Annotated in this window: 19 protein-coding genes; 2 read left to right on the top strand and 17 right to left on the bottom strand. The window is 45.8% G+C overall.

Going from position 1 to position 21,330, the window contains the following annotated elements; all coding sequences use genetic code 11:
- Positions 1 to 61: 61 nt before the first annotated feature.
- The 7 genes from BLA28_RS26710 to BLA28_RS26745 all read right to left on the bottom strand — a co-directional run bounded on the left by BLA28_RS26710 (position 62) and on the right by BLA28_RS26745 (position 5,402).
- Positions 62 to 916: an alpha/beta hydrolase gene (locus tag BLA28_RS26710; RefSeq protein WP_069157148.1), complete on the bottom strand. Its 855-nt coding sequence runs from the start codon at positions 914 to 916 to the stop codon at positions 62 to 64.
- Between the two features lie 56 nt (positions 917 to 972).
- A complete protein-coding gene (locus BLA28_RS26715) occupies positions 973 to 1,482 on the bottom strand; it encodes a hypothetical protein (protein WP_050018968.1) in 510 nt (169 codons plus the stop codon).
- Positions 1,483 to 1,485: 3 nt separating this feature from the next.
- Positions 1,486 to 2,379, bottom strand: a complete 894-nt coding sequence (locus BLA28_RS26720; protein ID WP_069157147.1) for a DUF1700 domain-containing protein — start codon at positions 2,377 to 2,379, stop codon at positions 1,486 to 1,488.
- Between the two features lie 266 nt (positions 2,380 to 2,645).
- On the bottom strand, positions 2,646 to 3,221 hold the full coding sequence (locus tag BLA28_RS26725; protein WP_069157146.1) for a nitroreductase family protein: 576 nt from the start codon (positions 3,219 to 3,221) through the stop codon (positions 2,646 to 2,648).
- Positions 3,221 to 4,042, bottom strand: a complete 822-nt coding sequence (locus BLA28_RS26735; RefSeq protein ID WP_242880592.1) for a GNAT family N-acetyltransferase — start codon at positions 4,040 to 4,042, stop codon at positions 3,221 to 3,223. The genes BLA28_RS26725 and BLA28_RS26735 overlap by 1 nt, the downstream gene beginning before the upstream one ends.
- Before the next feature lie 5 nt (positions 4,043 to 4,047).
- Positions 4,048 to 4,926 (bottom strand): metallophosphoesterase family protein, encoded by an 879-nt coding sequence (locus tag BLA28_RS26740; RefSeq protein WP_171902300.1) that lies wholly within the window; start codon positions 4,924 to 4,926, stop codon positions 4,048 to 4,050.
- Positions 4,923 to 5,402 carry a hypothetical protein gene (locus tag BLA28_RS26745; protein ID WP_176726814.1) on the bottom strand — a complete coding sequence of 160 codons (480 nt, stop codon included), beginning with the start codon at positions 5,400 to 5,402 and terminating at the stop codon, positions 4,923 to 4,925. The genes BLA28_RS26740 and BLA28_RS26745 overlap by 4 nt, the downstream gene beginning before the upstream one ends.
- A gap of 235 nt (positions 5,403 to 5,637) precedes the next feature.
- Between BLA28_RS26745 and BLA28_RS26750 the strand changes: the two genes are divergently transcribed.
- On the top strand, positions 5,638 to 7,455 hold the full coding sequence (locus tag BLA28_RS26750; RefSeq protein ID WP_071699661.1) for a helix-turn-helix domain-containing protein: 1,818 nt from the start codon (positions 5,638 to 5,640) through the stop codon (positions 7,453 to 7,455).
- 80 nt (positions 7,456 to 7,535) lie between these two features.
- On the opposite strand, the gene BLA28_RS26755 is transcribed toward BLA28_RS26750, so the two are convergent.
- Entirely contained in the window at positions 7,536 to 8,174 is a 639-nt protein-coding gene (locus BLA28_RS26755) for a type 1 glutamine amidotransferase family protein (protein ID WP_069157143.1), read from the bottom strand.
- A 137-nt stretch (positions 8,175 to 8,311) separates the two neighbouring features.
- Here BLA28_RS26755 and BLA28_RS26760 point away from each other — a divergent pair, with 137 nt between their 5' ends.
- Positions 8,312 to 9,244: a helix-turn-helix transcriptional regulator gene (locus BLA28_RS26760; RefSeq protein ID WP_069157142.1), complete on the top strand. Its 933-nt coding sequence runs from the start codon at positions 8,312 to 8,314 to the stop codon at positions 9,242 to 9,244.
- Between the two features lie 312 nt (positions 9,245 to 9,556).
- On the opposite strand, the gene BLA28_RS26765 is transcribed toward BLA28_RS26760, so the two are convergent.
- The 9 genes from BLA28_RS26765 to BLA28_RS26810 all read right to left on the bottom strand — a co-directional run bounded on the left by BLA28_RS26765 (position 9,557) and on the right by BLA28_RS26810 (position 21,301).
- Complete coding sequence (locus BLA28_RS26765) at positions 9,557 to 9,766, bottom strand: DUF3791 domain-containing protein (protein ID WP_069157381.1); 210 nt, start codon at positions 9,764 to 9,766, stop codon at positions 9,557 to 9,559.
- The gene (locus tag BLA28_RS26770; protein WP_009253353.1) at positions 9,759 to 10,016 is read right to left on the bottom strand and encodes a hypothetical protein; all 258 of its coding nucleotides are present in this window, start codon (positions 10,014 to 10,016) and stop codon (positions 9,759 to 9,761) included. The genes BLA28_RS26765 and BLA28_RS26770 overlap by 8 nt, the downstream gene beginning before the upstream one ends.
- Before the next feature lie 143 nt (positions 10,017 to 10,159).
- On the bottom strand, positions 10,160 to 10,732 hold the full coding sequence (locus tag BLA28_RS26775; RefSeq protein ID WP_069157141.1) for a DNA-3-methyladenine glycosylase I: 573 nt from the start codon (positions 10,730 to 10,732) through the stop codon (positions 10,160 to 10,162).
- A 243-nt stretch (positions 10,733 to 10,975) separates the two neighbouring features.
- On the bottom strand, positions 10,976 to 12,895 hold the full coding sequence (locus BLA28_RS26780) for a DUF5696 domain-containing protein (protein WP_069157140.1): 1,920 nt from the start codon (positions 12,893 to 12,895) through the stop codon (positions 10,976 to 10,978).
- Positions 12,896 to 12,952: 57 nt separating this feature from the next.
- Positions 12,953 to 13,831, bottom strand: coding sequence for a carbohydrate ABC transporter permease (locus BLA28_RS26785; RefSeq protein WP_009253356.1), 879 nt, complete (start codon positions 13,829 to 13,831; stop codon positions 12,953 to 12,955).
- A 13-nt stretch (positions 13,832 to 13,844) separates the two neighbouring features.
- Positions 13,845 to 14,765, bottom strand: a complete 921-nt coding sequence (locus BLA28_RS26790) for an ABC transporter permease (RefSeq protein WP_009253357.1) — start codon at positions 14,763 to 14,765, stop codon at positions 13,845 to 13,847.
- Between the two features lie 85 nt (positions 14,766 to 14,850).
- On the bottom strand, positions 14,851 to 16,551 hold the full coding sequence (locus BLA28_RS26795; protein WP_044968412.1) for a type 2 periplasmic-binding domain-containing protein: 1,701 nt from the start codon (positions 16,549 to 16,551) through the stop codon (positions 14,851 to 14,853).
- A gap of 228 nt (positions 16,552 to 16,779) precedes the next feature.
- A complete protein-coding gene (locus BLA28_RS26800) occupies positions 16,780 to 19,056 on the bottom strand; it encodes a helix-turn-helix domain-containing protein (protein WP_069157139.1) in 2,277 nt (758 codons plus the stop codon).
- Between the two features lie 223 nt (positions 19,057 to 19,279).
- Entirely contained in the window at positions 19,280 to 21,301 is a 2,022-nt protein-coding gene (locus tag BLA28_RS26810) for a heparinase II/III family protein (protein WP_069157137.1), read from the bottom strand.
- Positions 21,302 to 21,330: the final 29 nt, after the last annotated feature.

Genomic DNA, 21,330 nt, shown 5'->3' on the forward strand with positions numbered 1-21,330 from the left:
TCGATGGAAATGACATCCCTTTTTTTGTCTTTTTTTATCCTGTTCTCTCGTTCCTGTACTGTCAATTAAGTTTTCTTTTTATGTAGTCTATCATATACTGCTGTCCTGCAATTCCCGCCTCGTCCTCTGCCATGGTAAAGCCATGGGCCGCTCCGCAGAATCTCTTTCCGGTTACCTCTACTCCTGCCTGCATCAGCTTTTTAGCATATTCCTCGGCCTCATCACGAAGGGAATCAAGCTCACAAGTTATTACCAGTGCATCAGGAAGCCCTTTCAGTTCCTCTGGCTTTGCCCAATAAGGGGAACACAGGATATTTTTGGCATCCTCTTCTTTTCTGTAGCAGGCATTAAAAACTTCCGCTATCTGAGGGGGAATGGCTCCCTCCGTATAAAACTTCTGCTCTGCCGGAGTAAAAAGATCCAGAGGAGGGTAATCCAGTATCTGGGCCAGGAAACGGAAATCGCCTGTTTCCTTCGCCATAAGGCAGACCGCCGTGGAAATATTCGCACCCGCGCTGTGTCCGCCGATAATCATCCTGTTTACATCCACAGGATATTCATCCGGGTGGCCGCACAGATAGGAAACCACATCGTACACATCTTCCTTATCCCCGGGAAACATGACTTCCGGAGCCAGCCTGTATTCCACATTCATCACATGGATTTTCAGCTGTTCATTTACCCTTTTACAGAACAGATCGTCTCCTTCCGGAACCCCTGCCACAAAACCTCCGCCGTGTACATTGATAAAAACCGGCGTTCCCGCTTCGGCGGGATAATAAAGAATACGGGCCCTGCCATTTTTTACAGGCACAAACCTTTCTTCTCCTGCCGCAGGAATACTGGAATCCGCGAGCCTTTTCCTATCATCCTCCCGCATACCCTTTATGAGTTCCAGCAGTTCTTCTTTCTCCATCTCACATTCCTCTCCTTTATCCAAACCTGTAAAAATTATATGACAGGCTGTCTCTGTCAGTCAATGTGAATCAGAGATTTTGAGGCGGGATTTACCATTATTTCCAGTTCTTCAATGCCTGTGGTGTGAAAAGATATAAACTCTCTTTTTCTGATCCCTTCCAGAAATATATTCTTGCATTCCATGAAATTTCTGAAATCATCTGCTATATAAAACCAGCTAAGCCTGACCGATTGTCCGGATTCATATTCGTCCACAAATGGTTCTACCGCTTCCGCATTGTAGGTTACCCGAAACCGTACTGTGTTCTCCGGTACTTCTTCACTTTCCACAATGTCATTGTCATTGGTAAAGTGACCGTAAGTGCGTTCCACGTTAAGAGGAGCTTCCTCCGTCGCACGGAAGCCGAAATCCATATCCACCGTCTTTCGATCCATGGGGCCCGCTTCCTTCTCACCTGCATAGGTAAAGGATGCAAATTCATGGAAGGCCATCCCTGCTCCCGCTCCGGCAAACAATATGCCGGCACCTATAATTATTAATAAAATGATACGCGTCTTATACATTTCTTACCTCCCCTGTATTCTTTCTTTTACTATCCGGCGGCTTTCTGTGTTTGTCCGTCTGCGCACCATGAAGGTGGTACATAAAACCGTGAAGGATCCCGCACAAAGTACGCCGCCGAAACAGGCAATGGCGGCTCCTGCCAAAGGATATCCCTGCAGCAGCCATACAAACATCATCGCCAGGAGGAACAGCAAAAGCATGCAGCAGATCCCTCCGAATAAAGCTGCCGCAATCATAATTCCGTTCCAGCACCATTTTACACACCACAGGAATAAACGCCATATTCCTGTGAATATCCCCGCTATACCGTTCCCCATGGAACGGCACAGATCTCTGAACATATTTTGATCTGCCCTTTCTTTCCCGGACTGTATGATTTCCGGCTCAGCCAGGGCTTCCTCCGCATCTATTTCCTTCTTTTTCCCCGTAAAAAGACGGTCCAGCCAACGGAAAGGGACACCTAAAACCTCCCAGACCGTCTCCAATACTTCTGTTCCGTTTTTCCGGAGTTCTCCCCAGCGGATCTCACCCCAGATTCTTTTCAGTTCTCTGCCTGTCTCAGCAAAAGTTTCCGCAATACTTCCGGCTATCGAGTCCATATAATCGGCTATACCATCTATGACGGATGCCTTCTCCGGCTTTACCGCCACCGCGCCGCAGCCTGTCCTGTCCGGCAGCACTTCCCTGTAACCCGGTTTTACATGATATGCTTCCAGGATCTGGGCCGCCAGCTCCGACACATTGCCAAAATCCCGGATCGCCTCCGCTTCACTGAGCCCCGTGCTGATCTTCATGTCGATATGCTGGGTATACTCCTCCAGAATATCCGCCTGCTCTTCGTCCTCCAGAATAGAAAGATATGACTTCAATTCATTTAAAAATTCATCCTTATTCATCTTTCACCCTTCCGCTCCCTAAAATATGTACCGATTTCTTGGAATGCTCTCCTTTAATTACTATATTATGCATACTACTATGCAATGTCAAGTACTATAAAAAGTAAAACACTTAAACTTTTCTTAATTCTGTGTTTTCAGCCCTGAATTCCTATCCGCAGAACTATCCTTACATGAAATAAAGCGCGGTAAAATACCGCGCTCCATCCGCATTATCTGCAGTATCAGCCATTTTTCAAGCCATGGCCTTCAGCCGCAAATCAATATTATAAATAAGTCACCACATCCTCAGTCTTCCTCTTTGGTACCACGTAATCCCGGTTTTCATCCAGGAAATATTTTATTTCATCCGGATTTTCCGCATCCGAAATACTGCTTTTATGAGACGGATAACCAAAAGCAACTACCGTATGAAGCTTCTGCTCCTTCGTCAGCCCAAACATTTCTGAAAGCTTTGTTTTGTCACATGCGCCAATAATACAGCTGCCCACACCTCTGTTCCAGGCCGCCAGAGTCATGTTTCCTATGGCAAGTCCCGCGTCCGTGTCGCAGTTTGGATTCATATCTGTGTTTTCAATCACAGCGATAAAAAGCACCGGTTTTTCATCCTCTTTCGGCTGTCCGTCTTCCGGCGGCAGATATCCTGCCCATTTGGTACAGCGGAATACTTCCTCCACCTTTTGGGCATTCCGGATTACCACATAGCTCAAGGGCTGCTTATTGGCGGCACTGGACGCCAGTCTTGCAGCATGGAGGATTTCATCTATAATACACGGCTCTATTTCCTTCTGCAGATACCTTCTGTAGGTACGCCTGCCTGTGAGTAATTCCATGAGTTCCATTATTCTTCCTCCCCCGGGGCTTTTTCCGGTTCCAATCCCATTTCCCGCAGAATCTCCATCGTCTTTTCTTCATCCTTCTGCGCTACATAAATCTCTTCTCCGCACATGGAATTACCAGCATAAATATTCATAAAGCCGCTTTCATCCACATCTTTTTTATAAGCAGGAATCTGATTCTGCTTCAGTGTGTCCAGCACCATTTCCGCCTGAAGATTATCCTGTGCCGTAAAAACCTTTACTGCCTTAACATCATTCATACTCTTTCCTCCTTTTTCACATAACCTTTTCGCCATATAAATATCCGGCCTGCCGTAACCGTTCACATCCGGAAGGACTCCTACAATCTGATAGCCGTTCTTTTCGTAAAATTCATATGGATGATTCTTCTTATTTTTAATATTTTTTATTTTCTGAAAGGTATCTATAAAAAGATCTCCTTCGGAAAGGCTTGTTGCTCCGTCTTCATCATCCGTTCCCAGATACATGACTATGGCGCCCCGGTTCACCGCCTCTTTTTCTATTTCCTTTATCAGCAGGCTGCCGATTCCCTTCTTCCTTGACCGCTCTTCCACTGCCAGAGGGTGAAGTTCCCAACCGTATGGTTCATAGGTTGCCCTCGTTCCTATAAAACCAACCACCATTTCTTCTTCCACAGCCGCCAGCACCGGTCCCGCCTCCAGGATACGAAGCATATCTTCTTCCGCCTCTTCCATAGTATTCCAGGCATGCTCAAAACATACAAACAGAAGCTTTGCACATTCTAAAAGCTTTTCCCTGTCTTCTCCTGTCAGTCTTACAATTCTCACAGCCCTGTTTTCCATTGTTTTCACAATAATTCTCCTATCGCCTGTTCCCAATACTTTTCCGGGATATCAGGCCAGTTACAGCTTCCGGTTTCCTCTCTGCACAATTCCATGACCCGTCCCAGGACAGTTCCATGGGAGACCCTTCCCTCCTGCAGGATTTTCTCCGTTATCCTGCTCCAATAGGGGGCATGCCTATACATATCGGCCTCGTGCATTTCCCGGATTACTCTGTCCGTATCGTAAGGCAGGCTGATAAATTCTTCCCTCCAGCAGCCGTTTTCACCATGCAGAATCATATACTGGGACATTCCGCTGCTGTACAGGGGGATTCCCACAGAACCGGGATTCAGGGCGGTCCTGCCCTGGTATTCTATTTTTCTCTGGACATGGGTATGGCCGAACAGTATAAGCGGGGTTCCCGTACGCTCCATGATCTGCCTTGTATTTTCATCCTCCGGAAGCATTTTTTCATTTACCTTAAAAGGGGAACCATGACATGCGGTAAAGGCTGTAAAGCCTTCCGACTGTATTTTCTGTGAAATGGGCATTTTTTCAAAAAAATCCATGTCCTCCGGTGTCAGAGAACGGTATGTATATAACATGGCGCCGCTGGTGGAGGAACCGTCCTCCCAGCCCTGCTCACCTCCGGCACGGTACTGAAACCAGTATTCTTCCTTATTTCCTCTGATAAACCGGCAGGAACAGGTTCTGTCCATCTCATACAGTAATTTCATCGTCCGTTCCGGATATGCCAGCTCACTCACATAATCCCCTAAGAAAAGAAAGGTTTTTATATTCTGTGATACCGCATGGGCCAGGCAACTCTCCAGCGCCACATAATTGCCGTGTATATCCGACAGGACTGCGATATCCAGCCTTTTTTCCGTCTGTAAATTCATCTTTTTGTACCAATACCTTTCCGATGCTCCAAATGAATTCCTATATGGCCGATACCGAGAATGACGGCGGCAAGAAGCATCCATATATTTTTACCATAAATTCCCAGGAGAAAAAACGCGATTACAGGCAGAACGGCCCCGGCTACCGGGATGCCCGCAAAACTGCTGTAAAAATCACTCAGTGTTTTGGGGCTTCTGAAATATCTTACCCAGTACAGTTCATACATGATCATAAAGACAAAAGATATAATCAGCCACAATATCCAGGGGAATTCCGGCCTGATGTTAAAATCAGAAAAAATGACCGCAGCACATACTGCCAGCACCTGCCCGGTATTTTCAAACATTCCCAGAATACGATTTTCCCCTTCGGAGCTATATCCTTCCGGCTTATTTTTTATCCAGATGATATTCGGAAGGAACAGCATCAGCAGATACAGTATACCCACATATGAAAAACCGAAATGACCCAACATGTTATTTTCTCCTGTGCCGCAGACACATTTATGACTGCAATTATCTGCCAGGTTTTTTAGTTACTCTTATACTATATCACAAATATACGGGAAAGGGACAGATTTCCTTTTCTTTCCCCATTAAACCTGAAGTTGATAATTTGCTGCTGTATCTTAAGGCAAAAGGTATGGTAATCATGGAGTTCTTCTTATACAATATATTTACGGCGCCGATACTTTTCATGGAGGTATTATTATGATTGATACAGAAAAAACAGGGGGAAAAATAGCCCTTCTTCGTAAAGAAAAGGGACTCACAGGAGAAAAGCTTGCGGCGCTTCTTGATGTCAGTCCCCAGGCCATATCCAAATGGGAAAACGGGAAATGCCTGCCGGAGACTTCTCTTTTGCCGGCACTGGCAAATACGCTGGGCTGCAGTATCGACAGCCTTCTGATGCCGCGTGAACTTTTTATCCTGGAAGCGGTTTACACAGATGGCTGCACACATATTCCTGTCACAGGATTCATCGATTCATTTGTTCGCGGCAATGAGTTAAGTATTACGATTTGTTCCCCTTTTATTGGGGAGCAAATTGAAAGCAGCCGCTTAAAGCTCCTGACAGTAAAATATCAGACACCTGACGGTATCTTTTTTACCTATGCCCTGCAAAACGAAACTCTGCATATTGCTGCCAGCCGGAAGGGAGAAAACTTTGAGAAGAATTTCCATGAAAAACTGCATATTATCGGAGCTTATTATGGAAATGAAAAGGAATATTCATCTGCTATGACCAAAATCAGGCATTATGAATATTTCGATTGGGAGGAAATTCCTGTAAACCATGAAACCTTTCCCAGCAGTACATCCAGTGATGATACAGAATATCTGCTCCTTGTATATCTCAGCGGCAATGGTATCCATGCCATCAGCTGTGCGGAAAACAGCAGTCTGCAGTATGACCACGGACGTACTTTCCTTCGGCTGAAAGACACGTCAAAATGTATCCTGCCTGATATTATGCCTCTCGCCTGGGGGATGGGGATGGATTGTACCTGGGCCGGTGCCCTTTATGCAGCGCTTACTTATATGGGTGAGCCCTGTACTTATCAGCAGCTTATGGGCCTGAGCGGAGCCTGTTATCGGATATGTTTTACAGATATTTGGGATTTCAGCTGTACGGATGCACTTGTGGCTTATGATTATGCCGAACCGCTCTACCGTGCCCTTGGCTATACTCCCATTTGGGCCGATCGTCTTGATAAAGAACAAAGGAAAGAAGAACGGCTGGCGATCATGGAAGATATTCGTAACGGCAAACCGGTTCTTGCCATTAATTTGCGCGTAGCCCCGGAATGGGATGTGATAACGGGATATCTGGACAATGGCCGTTTTTTATTGTGCCGTACTTACTTTGATCAGGAAATCTATGACCAATGGGAGAAAAAGGACTGTGAGGATCGCCAAATCACCTTTGATGACAGGGGCGGTTATCTCGTTAACGATTTTTGGCCTTTTCTGATAATACATTTTGGGCCTTCGGTTGAAAAACGTTCTCCTGCTGAGAATTTTAAAGCCTCTCTTCTGATATTAGCGGACTCCTTCCGGGCAGAAAGCCGGGGCAGCTATTATCAGGGGAAGCAGGCTTATGAAGCCTGGATAGACAGTCTGTCAGAGGATTCTCTGTTCGACTGTACCGCGGACGAAGAAAATGCCGAACGCCGCCTTTGTGTCAATGACTGCATGCTTGTAAATTTGATTGATGCCCGACGGTGTGCTTCCGGCTATATACGCAGGAATCTCCACCTGCTGCCGGAGGCCTTCCATGCACAGCTTCAAAAGCTTGCGGATAACTATGGAAGTATTTATGAATCCCTCACCTCTTTTCGGGAAAAAGTAACACTTATGTCAGGGAAAGAAATATTCTATAACCAGTGCCGGGCAAATGGTGTGTCTACAGCTGCACTGCGGAAAGAACAAATACAGCTGCTGAAAGAAATTCTTATGTTAGAACAGGAAAACTGCAGCATTGCGGATACACTGAATGCGGGGCTTCAATTGCCGGCAGAGGGCTAATCATCTGGTTTATGCCTGTACCGACATTATATCCAAGCCGGTACAGGCGATTATAGGCAGCATCAAAAGCTGATCACAGCTCAGTTTTCATTGCCCGACGGCAAGGTCTGCATCAGGGCAAAGAAAGCGTTCGGATCGCCTGTACTAAAATATTTATACCAGGCATCCAGTGTATCTGACCGGAAAACATCCAAATGCTCAATAATTTGTTTCGCCCACAGCAAAGCACCGGTACTGCCGGCCGTAATAAGATTATTATCCGCTACAGACGGCTTGTCTGTATAAAAGCTTTGCCCCTTATAACCGGGAGAAACCATTTCAAGAAATCCCGGTCCATTACTGGTATGCGGGCGATTATCCAACAGCCCGATATTGGCAAGCGCGGCGGTAGCGCCGCATATTGCACATACTAAAGCCCCTGAAGAAAGAAATTCGCCTGCTTTCTCGATGACAGCGCCATGCTTCGGGTCGTTCCATGTATCTGCACCCGGCAGCAGCAATATGCTTGTTTCGTTCACTACCATTTCATCAACCAGGCAATTGGGCACTATTGTCATCCCGCCCATTGTAGTGATTGGATCTTTAGAGCAACTGACTGTTTTAACCGATACCCGCTGCCCGTCCTTTTTGAAAAAACGGCCGGAATTCAGCTCTGAAATAACATACCCCGGCTCCCAGTCAGCTAACGTGTCAAGAACATAAACATACATTGTAAACATAATATCCTCCATTTTTGTAATGTTATTTTCTGCAAGGCAGATTGCTTTGTTTGCTTTTTTATTATATCCTGCAATTGTTGACACCTGTATGGCAACAATCTATAATGAATTAAAAAATCAGGAAAGGCACCCGGCAGATGAAAGTAGACAGGCTTGTCAGCATTATTATGATACTCCTTGATAAAAAGCGTATAGGCGCACAGGATCTGGCGGATATGTTCGAAGTTTCCCCCCGCACAATCTACCGTGACATAGACGCCATTAACATGGCAGGTATTCCTGTCCGTTCGACATCGGGAGTGGGCGGCGGCTTTGAAATTATGGAGAAATATAAGATCGACAGAAAGGTTTTTTCGACTGACGACCTTTCCGCTCTTTTGATGGGGCTTTCCAGTCTTTCCAACATGATACGAGGTGATGAACTGGTACACGCCCTTGCGAAGGTCAAAAGTTTTATCCCTGCCGACAAAGCGAAGGACATTGAATTCAGGGCAAATCAAGTTTATATAGATTTGGATCCATGGATGGGCAACAGTAACACACATCCGTATTTGGAAATCATCAAGACGGCTCTTCAGGAAAGCAGGCTGCTTTCATTTGAATATGCCGATCGATACGGGAAGAAAACCACACGGACAGCCGAGCCGTATCAGCTTGTACTGAAAAGCAGCCACTGGTATTGGCTGGGATACTGCCATAAACGAAATGATTTCCGCTTATTCCGGATATCCCGCATATCAAACCTGCAGATTCAGGACGAAACCTTTACGCCGCGGGAATACCCAAAACCGCAGCTGGATTTTACCGATATCGCAGCAGCCATGCAGACGAAAATAAAAGTCCGCATTCATAAATCTGTCATGGAAAGAGCACTTGATTTCTGTACTTATGAAAACTTTTCACCGGACGGCGATGAGCATTATATTGTCAGTTTTCCTTTCATAGAGAATGACTACTACTACAATATTCTTTTCAGTTTCGGGGATAAATGTGAATGTCTGGAGCCGGAACATATCCGTACAGAAATGCTGCGCAGAATACATGATATAGCTGCTTTATATGAAAAGTAGAACTGCCTCCCTGATATCACTCTGGTTCCCATTCTGGCAGGTTATTTCAATATCACCATTGATGAACTCTTTGATTTCAACCTGAAGGAAATGCGGCAAAATGTAGATGAAATATGCCGGAAGGCCTGTAAATTCCGGGAAAGCGATCCCGGAAAAAGCCGGGCACTTCGGCTGCTTTCTGTAATGGAAGAAGAGGAAAAGAGCAGTGACTTCAGGACTTACTCGGATTATCTTTGCAGACCCATGGAAAGGCTGAAGATTTAAGAAAAGGATGGAAATTGATAATTTCCAAGAACTACTATAAATCCAAAATTACCATGCTGTTCTTCCTGTCTTTATTAAACTATCAATATCCATATACGCATTCTCAATAGCCTCAATATGATATATTTCGTACATATTATAAACAAAATCAGTTAAATTCTTTTCATCTAATATTTTCAGTACCTCAGCGGCAGTTACCCCTTTATATTTTGCGTAACTCTCAAGAAGAAATGTAAAAAATTTAAATTCCTTACTCAACTTCATCACCCCTTATATACAAAGAATTTCTTGGGTCTCCGGTTGCTTCTTCTGCTTCCCACATATCAAAAACTGCTAATGGACTAAAATGCCACAATTTCATATCATCATTTGCTAACATTGCATGCGTTTTTGAATTCAAAAAAAGCCTGAGTGCTTCTATTTCAGAAATTCCACGATTCCTGGATATTAAAGAAGCAATTTCAGAATCGTAATTTTGGAGAATTGATGGTTCTGTCCTTTTATTCATACAGTTTTACCTCCAAATATCTTAATACTGAAAGACCCTTCCAAGTTAAAATTGAGTGTGCTGAACGAATCAGTAACGGAACATTCTCTAGATTTTGCTGTTGTTCTATTATATTATAAACGCACAGGAATATACTTACAAGCCTACTCTATCTCCTCCTGATAAACAAAGCAATCTGTCACATGATCATTCACCATGCCCGTAGCCTGCATGAATGCATAAATAATTGTTGAGCCGACAAACTTAAATCCCATCTTTTTCAAATCCTTGCTGATTTGATCCGATATCGGAGTTGTGGCCGGTATCTCCTCCATCTTCTCCCAATGATTCTTAACCGGAGTATAATCCACATATGACCATATAAATTTATCAAAGCTTCCGTATTTTTCCTGTACTTCCAAAAATGCCCTAGCATTTGTAACAGCGGCATTCACTTTGAGACGGTTTCTGATGATACCCTCATTTGCCAGCAGCCCCTGTATTTTTTTCTCACCATAAAGGGCCACCTTGTCCGGAGCAAATCCATCAAAAGCTTCCCGGAACGCCTCTCTTTTTTTGAGTACGGTGATCCAGTTAAGCCCGGCCTGCATTCCTTCTAATATCAGCATTTCAAACAGTTTGTTGTCATCATGAACAGGACGTCCCCATTCATTGTCATGATAATCGATGTATATGGGGATATCCCCCGCCCAAGAGCACCTTTTTTTCTCACACATAAGATATTTCCTTTCCGTCTGGTTTATTTTCTGTATCCCAATAAATTGTTACTCTTCACTCTGTGAAACGATACTTTCCTTTTGTGTTTTTATTATAAGCTATATACGTCAGTCTTGTCTATTACGGCTTAAATCTTCCCTCTGAAACCTGATAAAAGAAAAACAGCCTGCATCCGGAAGGGAGCGTCGCTCCCCCCAAAGTCCACGGCTGTTTTCCATTCAGCGAATTCCCGAATCTCTATATCACTTAATCTCATACTCCCCGGTTCCCAAATCCACTGTCACACAGGTCCCGTCTGAGAATACTGTCCGTTGTTTCATCCCGTCCTCATCCAGCAGTTCGTGCCTCATCATCTCACAGAAGGCGACCTTTTCATGGAGCTCCTGCACGACCTTACAGCGGGATATCATTTCCTCAATCCACATTCCTGAGCTGTCGGTGAAGGAACCGTCCATATTTTCATAGGCTCCGTCCCGAAGCAGATAGGGCATACCCGCGTTGAGAAGCGCATATCCCATAAAATCCTCCATACCCTCTGTCTTATCCATCATCCACGGTTCCAGCACGCAGTCGTGATAGACCAGATTAAACAGGGGAACCGGGATTCCTTCCCTGGACGTTCCGGGACTTTTCAGCATAAACGAATAAGGCGCATAATGGCAGAAAATCAGGCTCTGCATGCTCCAGTCGGAAACCTCCTCCGAACTGGTCATGATTCCTCTGGCCAGCAGCCAGTCAAAGCACTGCTTTCTGTATTCATAGCATTCCCGTCTTGTCATCCGGTGTCTCGGATTATCACACTCATCCCCCTCATTGCAGGTGAATACATCCAGATAGGCACCGTCCAGCTTAATGCCATGGCGGAAGAGGTCCTGGAAATTCCGCTTGACATAATAGGGCGCCTGGGTTCCGCACAGATAGGTCTGGGGGCCTCCCGCCCACCTTTTATGTTTCGGTATCGTGCCGTCCGTAAGCCTTACCGCATATTCCTCATCAAAGGTATCCGCATCCAGATAGTAATCCCTGTACTGGTCATGAATTCCAAATAAAAAGCCGCAGCGGTGAACGGTATTCACCAGATCCTTCATTCCTTCCCAGCCTCCGGCTTCCTTACAGGCGTTCCTGTAATCCGGGTGCTTATTATCATAACCCGGATCCGCCCAGCCATCAAGATGTAAAAAGAGCTTCTTTACCCCCATTTTTCTCAGGTTACCCATCTGCATCTCCCGGACGGTAAAGGATGTGACATGATTGTTTTTTTCGGGATCGGTTTTATCATAGAAATCCGATTCCGGATTCACATTTGTTTTGATACCGCAGTGCATAATGCTGCAGCCTACAAGCTTCTTTATGGCAGGAACCCTGATCATTTTTTCCGCAAGCGTAACAAAAAGCCCTTTGTCCTTTACATAGTTCCGATAAATCTTGCAGAGCTCATTATAGTCGCAATTGTCGGCAAACACATACTCCATACAGCGTCTGTAATCCATCTTTCCAAGGCTCGGCTCCCACCAGGTGCCGATATGGGTATAGGGACCGCCCGCAGGATGTTCCAGCCAGACTCCCCCATTCCAGGGTGTGGACGCTATCGCTATGTATCCGGCTCCATTTTTGATCTGTCCATACCAGGGCATGTAGCTGCCGGCTGTGAGAAACCTTCCGTTAAAGGCAGGCGCGCCGGCCTGTATTTTCCAGTTATTGGGAATCAGCAGCCCCTGCCCCTCATTTACAAGGGTCTGCCACTGCGGAGACGGTTCCTCAAATTCCATACAGCCCGGCCATCTGACTTCTTTTACATCGAGCCCTTCTTCACAGATGGGAATCCATTCAAAATGGACTCTCCCATACAGCTTTCCGCCCTTTCCCGAACCGGCGCACCAGTCCTCTTCCATCTCCTCCACCCAGACAGATGTTTCAAAAGAATAGGATTCTTCCTCTCCATCCAGCATCCGATAGGAGGAACGGATTCCTTTCCCCACCCCCGATACAAACTTTTCATGCCCGATCTCCTGCCAGCGTGAAAAGGGAATTGTTTCCTTTTCTGTGATAACCGCAGGGCAAAAGCCGTCCGCCCATTTCCAGTCCGCTGCGCCGGCTTTGATATCCAGGTGCAGCGTTTCTTCATTAAGATGCAGTATAATCCCGGATGCTTCTGCTTTCATCTTGTGTAATCCTCCTGTTCATGTAATTTATTTATGTAAAAAAGTTTTCCTGTTCACTTATTCTTTCACCGCGCCGATCATAACGCCTTTGGTAAAATATTTCTGCAGGAACGGATAAACAAAAAGAATCGGCACGGTTGCAACCATGATTGTTGCATATTTAATACTTTGGGCAATTGCCTCCGCGTCTCCGCCCGCGCCTCCGTTCATCGCCTGTATATCATTGGATATCAGTATTTCCCGCAGTATCACCTGCAGCGGGTACAGTTCCCTGTCCCTTAAAATAGTAGAGGCCCAGAACCATCCGTTCCATATGGATACGCCGTAATAAAGAATCATTACCGCCATAATCGCCTTGGACAGCGGCAGAATAATGCGGAAGAGGATGGTCATATGACCCGCTCCGTCAATTTTGGCCGCCTCCGTCAGACTGTCCGGAATGGATTCGAAGGAAGTCCTGAGAATGATCATATTATAGGTGCTGATCATAAAGGGAATGATCAATCCCCATCTGCTGTTAATCATATGCAGATCCTTCAAGGTCAGATAAAAGGGTATCATACCGCCTGAAAAAAACATGGTAAACAGGATTAACAGCATCAGTGGTTTTTTAAACATCACATCTTTTCTGGAAAAGAAATAAGCAGCAAGAGCTGTCATAATCAAATCCAGTATAACACCAACCACAAGTATAAACAACGTATTCGCATAGCCCTTGAGTATCATCGGATTCTGAAATACTTTAACATAGGCCTGCAGGTTAAAGCCAAGCGGTTTCAGCAGGAATCCCGACTGAGCCATCAGCTGGTTGCTGTCGCTGAAGGAGGCCATGGCCACATGCCACATAGGGTAGAGGCATACCAACACAATAAATGACAGTATGATATAGTTTACAACCTGAAATATTTTCTCTCCATAAGACATTCTAACTTTCATTTTTTCTCCTCCCCTACCACAGGCTGCTCTCTGTTGTTTTTTTGGAAATCTGATTGGTAATAAACAGCAGAATACAGTTGATTACAGAGTTAAACAGACCGATTGCCGTGGAATAGCTCCAATCCTGTTCGATCAGGCCTGCTCTGTACACATAAGAAGAAATGATGTCTGCGGTTTCATAGGTGGATGGATTATAGAGCAGTATCGTCTTTTCATATCCCATGCTCATAAGAGAACCCATTCTCAGAATCAGCATAATAATGATAGTTGGTGCGATTCCGGGCAGTGTCACATGCAGCAGCTGTTTCCATTTTCCCGCTCCGTCTATGGAAGCCGCTTCATACAGCTGGCTGTCCACACCGGACAGTGCGGACAGATAGATAATGGAGCCCCATCCCACCTCCTGCCATATGCTGGACACGGTATATATGGTCCGGAAATAAGCCGGATCCTGCAGCAGAGGGACTCTCGTTCCTCCAAACAGGACGATAATATCATTGAAAAGGCCTGTTGTCAGACAGAAGTCCTTTATCATACCGCAGGCGACTACCAGCGATATAAAATGAGGAAGGTATGTAATTGTCTGTGAAATCTTTTTAAATTTCCTTCCCTTTACCTCATTCAGCAGAAGAGCCAGAATAATAGGCGCAGGGAAACCGAATATAATGCTGTAAATGCTCAGCAGCAGTGTATTTCTCAGAAGTCTTCCAAAATACGGGCTGCCGAAGAATCTGTTAAAGTTCTCAAAGCCCACCCATTCGCTTCCGAAAACACCCTTTGCCGGTGTATAATCCTTGAATGCAATGATGGCACCATACATGGGCTTGTACATAAATATTGCATAGAAAATAATGACAGGCAAAACCAACAGATATAACGACCAGTTCCGCCGAAAGTCCTTTTTTATCCTGTAACCCAACGAATTCCCATTCATTTTTCTGTCCTTTCCCTGATTTATAAACGGCCGGGGGCTGTTTGCGCAACCGCCCCCGGCCATAAACTATCCGATCCCCCCGGTATTATCTTGCGTTATAGCGTTCCAAAGCCGCATTTTCTATTTCGAGCGCCCTGTCCAGCTTCATGCCCTGTAACGTTTCGATATACTTATCCCAGTTATCGAAGCTTTCTGTACCAAAAATAAATTTCAGTGACATTTCTGAGACATAGGTACCCAGTTCATTCGTTATGGTAGCCAGCTCTTTCGATTCCTCCTGCGTAGGAGTTATGTTGGGAACCGTATGCTTTCTGGCATCCGGAACGGCCCACACACTGGGACATTCTTTTACGGCAGGAAGCTGAAGGTACTGTTCCAGGTAATTCAAATCCTGTACAAAAGGCCCGTTATAGTTGGCACGGATATATTTTGCCAGAGACTGTGCAAGCGGCCATCCATCCGGATTATTGATGACGATATCGCTGTATTCTGCCTTGCCGTTCTTCATTTCATAAGAAACACCTTCGATACCGAAATTAAACATGTTATGTCCCGCTTCCGAATATCCATAGTCCAAAAATTTTGCCGCCAGCTCCACATTCTTACAGCTGGTGGTTATAGCCGCGGAAACATCAGGGAACTGGTTTTCCACATAACCATACTCGGGTACCGCACCCTTTTCCGTTGTCGGCGTAGGGGTCGCAACAAGCTCGTAGCCGGGATCACTCTGCTGTGCGCTTGTCATAAACAGCTGCATACGGCTGGCTGCCCATCCTACCGATGCGCCGGCTTTGCCGCTCGTCATTTTGGCTGTTACCTGGTCTCCGTTCAGGGTTGCGATGTCTCTGTCGAGCAGCCCTTCATTGTACCACTGGTTCAATGTCATCAGATAATCCTTATAGCCTTCCTGTGCCGGAGCGAAGGCAACCTTTCCCTGATCATCCAGAATAAACTGGGTTCCGTTTGCCGTGCCTACTTTAAATGCAAACGCAATGGGATTGGAGTCCTTGAAATTGGTCCAGTCAAAGCAGAGAGGAGCCTCCGCACCTTTTTCTTCTTTAAAGGCGGTCAGTACATCATGCCATTCATCTACGGTTGCGGGGACCTCCATACCCAGCTCTTCCAGCCAGTCCTGACGGACAAAGCCGCCCACAGTATAACATAGCTTGTCCTCGCCGCGGATAAACGGGAAGGCGAAATAGTTGCCGTCATCCGTTTTGATCATTTTGTCAATATCAGGATTTTCAGCCAGGTACTTTGTGATATTGGGGCAGTACTCTTTAAAAATGTCATTCAGAGGAATGATAACCCCGTCCTTGATCGCTTTCTCCGGTCCGCCGGGATAATTCTTTACCCACTGCCACTCCATGATATCAGGAAGGCTGCCGTCCGCAACTATCAGATTAAACTGCTCCTTTTCCTGGCCTGCCGCCGGGTGCTGGAACTGTATCGTCACTCCGGTCTGTTCCTGCCATGCTTTTCCCAGCTCCGTATCGCCTAAATTCGTAAAATTTGCGGACACATTGGGATTCAGCTGCAGCCAATAAGTAAGGGTCCCTCCCTCTGCCAGAGGATAAGTACCGGCCTCTGCCCCTGCCGTCTCAACAGTTTCCGCGCTGTCCGCCGGTGTCTCTGCCGCCGCGCCGGCGGTATCCGTCTCGTTCACCTGTGTGCCCGCATCTGCACCGGCGCCCTCTTCTGAAGAGCCGCCGCAGCCGGCCAGCAGGGATGCGGCTGTCAGCGCCGCCGTCAATAATGCCACCGGTTTTTTCAGATTTCTTCTCATAAAGCTTCCTCCTTATAGTGGAAATGATAATTTTTGCAATGATCCATTGCGGTATATTGCAGAAACACATGCTGTTTACACTTATTCACTCTGCATGCCTTTCACCCATATTTTATATTTACCATTGTGCATTTTATATAGATAAAACACAAAAAAGATTGACAAAATCTAATGATTTTATCAATCTTTTATGATGATTTTTAAAGTATATCTGCAATTTCAAGAATATTATCTGCCGTTTTTCAGTTGGCCGGGGGTAACGCCCGTATATTTTTTAAAAATACGGATAAAAGTAGAGCTGTCACGGAACCCGGCCCGTTCCGCCGCCTCCACAACACTGACTCCTTCCGACAAAAGCCTTTCCGCTTCATCGATGCGCGTCTGGTTGATGAATTTTAATAAGCTTTCACCTGTGCCCTTTTTATAAATGGAAGAAAGATACGCCGGGGTCATATGAAAATGCAGGCCGGTCTGGGATATATTCAGATCGGGATTATTGAAATTAGCCTGGATATATTCTCTGATTTTCTGGCACAGCTGCTGATTCTGCCCGCATTCCAGGCTTTGCATTTCGGATATGCGGCACAGGTTTTCTACAGATGCGGCGAATTTTTCCTTAATGCTCTCAAGGGACAGCTTCATGGAAATATCATTCATTCCCAGATCATCGGAGGTTTCTCCCACCACCTGGGCGGCTTTAATTACGGTTCCCATCATAACATATAAAAGACGCTTAAGCATTTCCGGCGAAGCCTTGATTTCCAGGAAGTTAACATCCAGGATTTTATTAATATACGATATGGCCAGCTGGCTGTTATGATTTTTTACGGCCGCAATAATCCGTTCTTCCTGCTCGGCGGAATAAGCGTATTTTTTATGGGCCCGGTCATGGACTTCCCTGTAGCTGATAAAATCAGGATCCAGCGCCGCCACAAATTCTTCCGCCTCTTTTGCTTCCATATAGGATTTATGAATCCCTTCCAGTCCTTTGTGCGCTTCTCCGGCCAGCGCAACGACATGGAAATTATAGTTTTCATATATAAAATTCTGCATCGAATATACAATATCCGCAATACGTCTTTCATAAGCCATGGTTTTATCCCTGATATTCATGGCCACGGCCACCATGTCACCCAGTTCCACTTTTTCCAGACGAAATTCCTCGGAAAGGCTCTCCCCTAATACATTATCGATGATAAACCGGCGCATGCTTTTTTTCTGTATGAATTCCTCCAGGTCGTCTTCCTGCTTTTCGGCTTCCCTTACCATAAAAAGAAGAACCAGGTTCTTTCCCTCCAGGAAATCCCGGCAGATAATTTCACGATCCGGTGACTTGCTGCCCTCCGCATAGGTATTCAGCATTAAATCTGCGAAATAATAATGCTTCACAATCTCCCGGCTTCTGCTCGCTACCTGCTCGAAATCAGAACGCTCCTCCAGAAGGGAAACCGTCTTTTCCTTCAAATAAAGGTATTCATTATCCACATCAGGGGCTTCTTCCTCTTTCCTGAATACATCCAGCAGCGCCTTCAGAGGCTTATAATTAATCTTCATCATCCGGGAGGCGGCAAAAAAACCGAGCAGAAGGCAGGCAAAAATACCGGCCAGAAAAATATTTCTCATCCTGCCGGCTGATTTACTCAACATCCTCTCCGGCATCAGGAGTACATATTTCCAGTCAAAGACAGTCGACAGCACGGTCCGCATAATATATTCTTCCTTGTTCCAGACTGTTTTCTGCTCTTCGTCCTGCCCCAATACATCATAATTTATTTCAAGGCCGGCGTATTTTTCCGGACAGTTTATAATCCGGCCTTCCCTGTCGACGATGACCCAATCCAGCCCCTGTTCCCAGGAATCCATTTCAATAAGATTGCTGAAAACAGCGGGATCCAGCCACAGTCCAATCATGGCAGAGGATTCCCCCAGCTCCCCCTTCAGATTAGTCATTGTAAGAAGGAGAGTCGGTCTTCCCTTTGTCCATTTGGTATCCATCATTATAAAATCACGAAAATGATATTCCGATAAATATGTCTTCAGCATTTCTTCCGAAGCATTATCCTCACCAAAACAATACAGCTCACAGTACATGTTAAAATCCATATTGCCGTGGGATGAAACCACCTTATCGCTGTTTTCAAAATAAACCATGATATCCCTGGAAAAATTCCCGTTTTTGTTCATGGACAGCGAAAGATCGGAAAGCTCATTCTGAAGCTGATAAAGCTGATACGAATTTTCCGCCCCGAAATTTCCGCACACTGCTGACAGCCGCTGGATATTTTCATCAAGCGCCAGCTGGATCAGTTCATTTTCATAATATTCCAGTTCTCTGTCACAGGTATTTTTAACCGTCCGGATGAGACTCTCGTTAGAGATATCCGCATGCTTTTTCGCATCCCTGTAGGCGTAGGAATAGAACAGGACACCCATTATAATGGGAATATAAAAAATACATACATAAGATAGATAAAGCTTTCGGTAAGCCTTGCCGTTCTTTCTCATTCTGTCGTCTTCCTTCCATGCCCTTCAGCTTCCCATTTGTCCTGTTTTTCGATACTTTCCATTATATTTTTCCATTATAATTGATTTTATCATAAAAATATTGTCAAAAAAAGTAAAATTTTCGAAAATAGCCGAAAATTTTACAATAAATCCCATTTTTCTAAAACATATTTCCTTCGAAAAAGAGGCCTCTATAGACCTCTTTTTCCTTTTCTTAGTTTTTTCAGACGTGCAGTACTTCCCCTCCATAGCATCTTTCGCCTTCTTTGACATCTGACACATCAAAAACACAGACATTTCCTACCCCAAAACAATCTCCTGCAATAACCGCATCCGAACTGTGGAATAACTCATTATGGCAAAGAATTACCACATAGCGCCTTCTGCCCGCCGTAATCTTTACCGCCTGCACCTCCGTTTCATTTAAGTTTATAAACCGTGTATGGCTCCAGGTGTCCAGAAGCTCGGCCTGTACGGCTTCTGCCAGTGAATCTCCGCCATTGATGACAGTAATCATGCTTGCAAATCCTTCTTTTTTCAGGGACGCCCTGACACAGACATTTTCTTCACATTGGTTATAATGCCGTGAGATTATTCCGCTGTATTCCTCAAGAGAAACTCCTTCTGTCAGGAATTGGAAGAATGCGGCGTTCTTTTTTCCCCGGAAGGTCAGAAGGCCATTCTCCTCTGAAACACAGCCCTCCGGTGCAAAATGAAAATACTGCCGGTATTCATGCTCCCCCGTAGCATAAAACTGATCATTTATCAGGTAGATATCCGGTTTAATCCAGATGATGCGGCGGTTCACAAAAATCCCCTCCGAGATATAGCCCAGATGCCCGCCCTGTACAAACTCTGCTTTTTTTCCCGTATGGAAGCTTCTGTTCACAGGGAGCGACAGCTTTCTTGTATCCCAGGAATCCGTAAAGGTCGTGAACGGTTTTTTATCCACGATAGTCGTATTATGTCCCATATTGCCCTTCAGTTCAAAGCGGAGAAGAATATCCTTATAGGTGGAACGCCCGCCGTCCACCAGGACGTCCTCCCCGTTCAGGACCAGATCCACATGAAGCTTATCCCCATGGCAATGCCCCGTACTCATGGCTCCGCAGGTGAAATGAAGCAGGTTTGCATTCTCTTCCCAGCTTTCCCGCAGATAATAATTCCCGCTGTCCTTCAGGCATGCCGATGTAAATCCGGGCTTTTCCGCCGGAAGGGAACGGTATTCCTGACTGGCCTTCCTGCCGAAATCCCAGGCTCCCTCAAAATCCATCCGGTCAAAGCCTGCATATTTCAGGACCGGATCCCGGAACAGCCAGGCTCCCATGGTTATCTTGTCCCGCAGATCCACCTCATCGGAATCTCCCTGTATAAACTGGCAGCCATCCGGTTTTCTCCAAATCACATCTGCCAGCGCCATACGGTGCACCGTCTCCTCCAGCCCGGGATCCAACCTTATCCCATTTGCCCTGGCCAGATAAACCACACAGCACAGGCAATGAAATACCTCATTATGATACATGGGAGACTGTTCCCACTGACTGCCGTCCTCATAAACCTGTACCCATACCGAATCCCTGATACGTCTCAGCGCAAGTGAGGCCCAGCGCCTTGTATCCTCATCCTGAGGAAGTGCCATGGCTATTTCAAAAAGCCCGCTGTTTTCCAGAATGCACCAGTTGCTCTGCAGTCTTTCGTCACCGCCCTTTTCTTCCAGTCTTTTGGCATGAAGGCGCAGATAACCCGCAAACTTATCAATAAATTCTTCTGTCAGCAGGCTGCTGTTCCTGAAATAACGGATCGCTTTTGTCCAGGTCTCCCCTCTCAGTCCCGTTTCCAGCATCCGCCAGGGCCCCATCTGCATGATTCCTTCCATGGGAATCCGATCCATCCAGTCATGAATCAGCCGGAGAAAATTTCTCACATATTTTTCATCTCCGGTAAGCTGCCAGGCCTGTCCCAGACAGATAAAAAACCGGTGGCGGTTAAACTGCCAGACAAATTCCGGATCCTCATCCGGTATACAGCACCAGTCCACATCCTCCCGGAAGGTCACGGGTTCACAGGTTCTTTCCATATCCCAGTCCAGATCAAACAGAAAGGTGTTTTCACATACCTCATCCGCAATACGCAGAATATGCTTAACCTCTTTTTCCCAGTTTCCCCTGCTGTAAGATGCGGCCCACTCCGGATCCGGCACAAAATAGCAGCTGTCCGGCCTGTCAAAATATTGTTCCATTCTCATTTTCCACTCCTCCTATTTTCCGATGCTTC

Source organism: Eisenbergiella tayi (assembly GCF_001881565.1).
GTDB lineage: Bacteria > Bacillota > Clostridia > Lachnospirales > Lachnospiraceae > Eisenbergiella > Eisenbergiella tayi.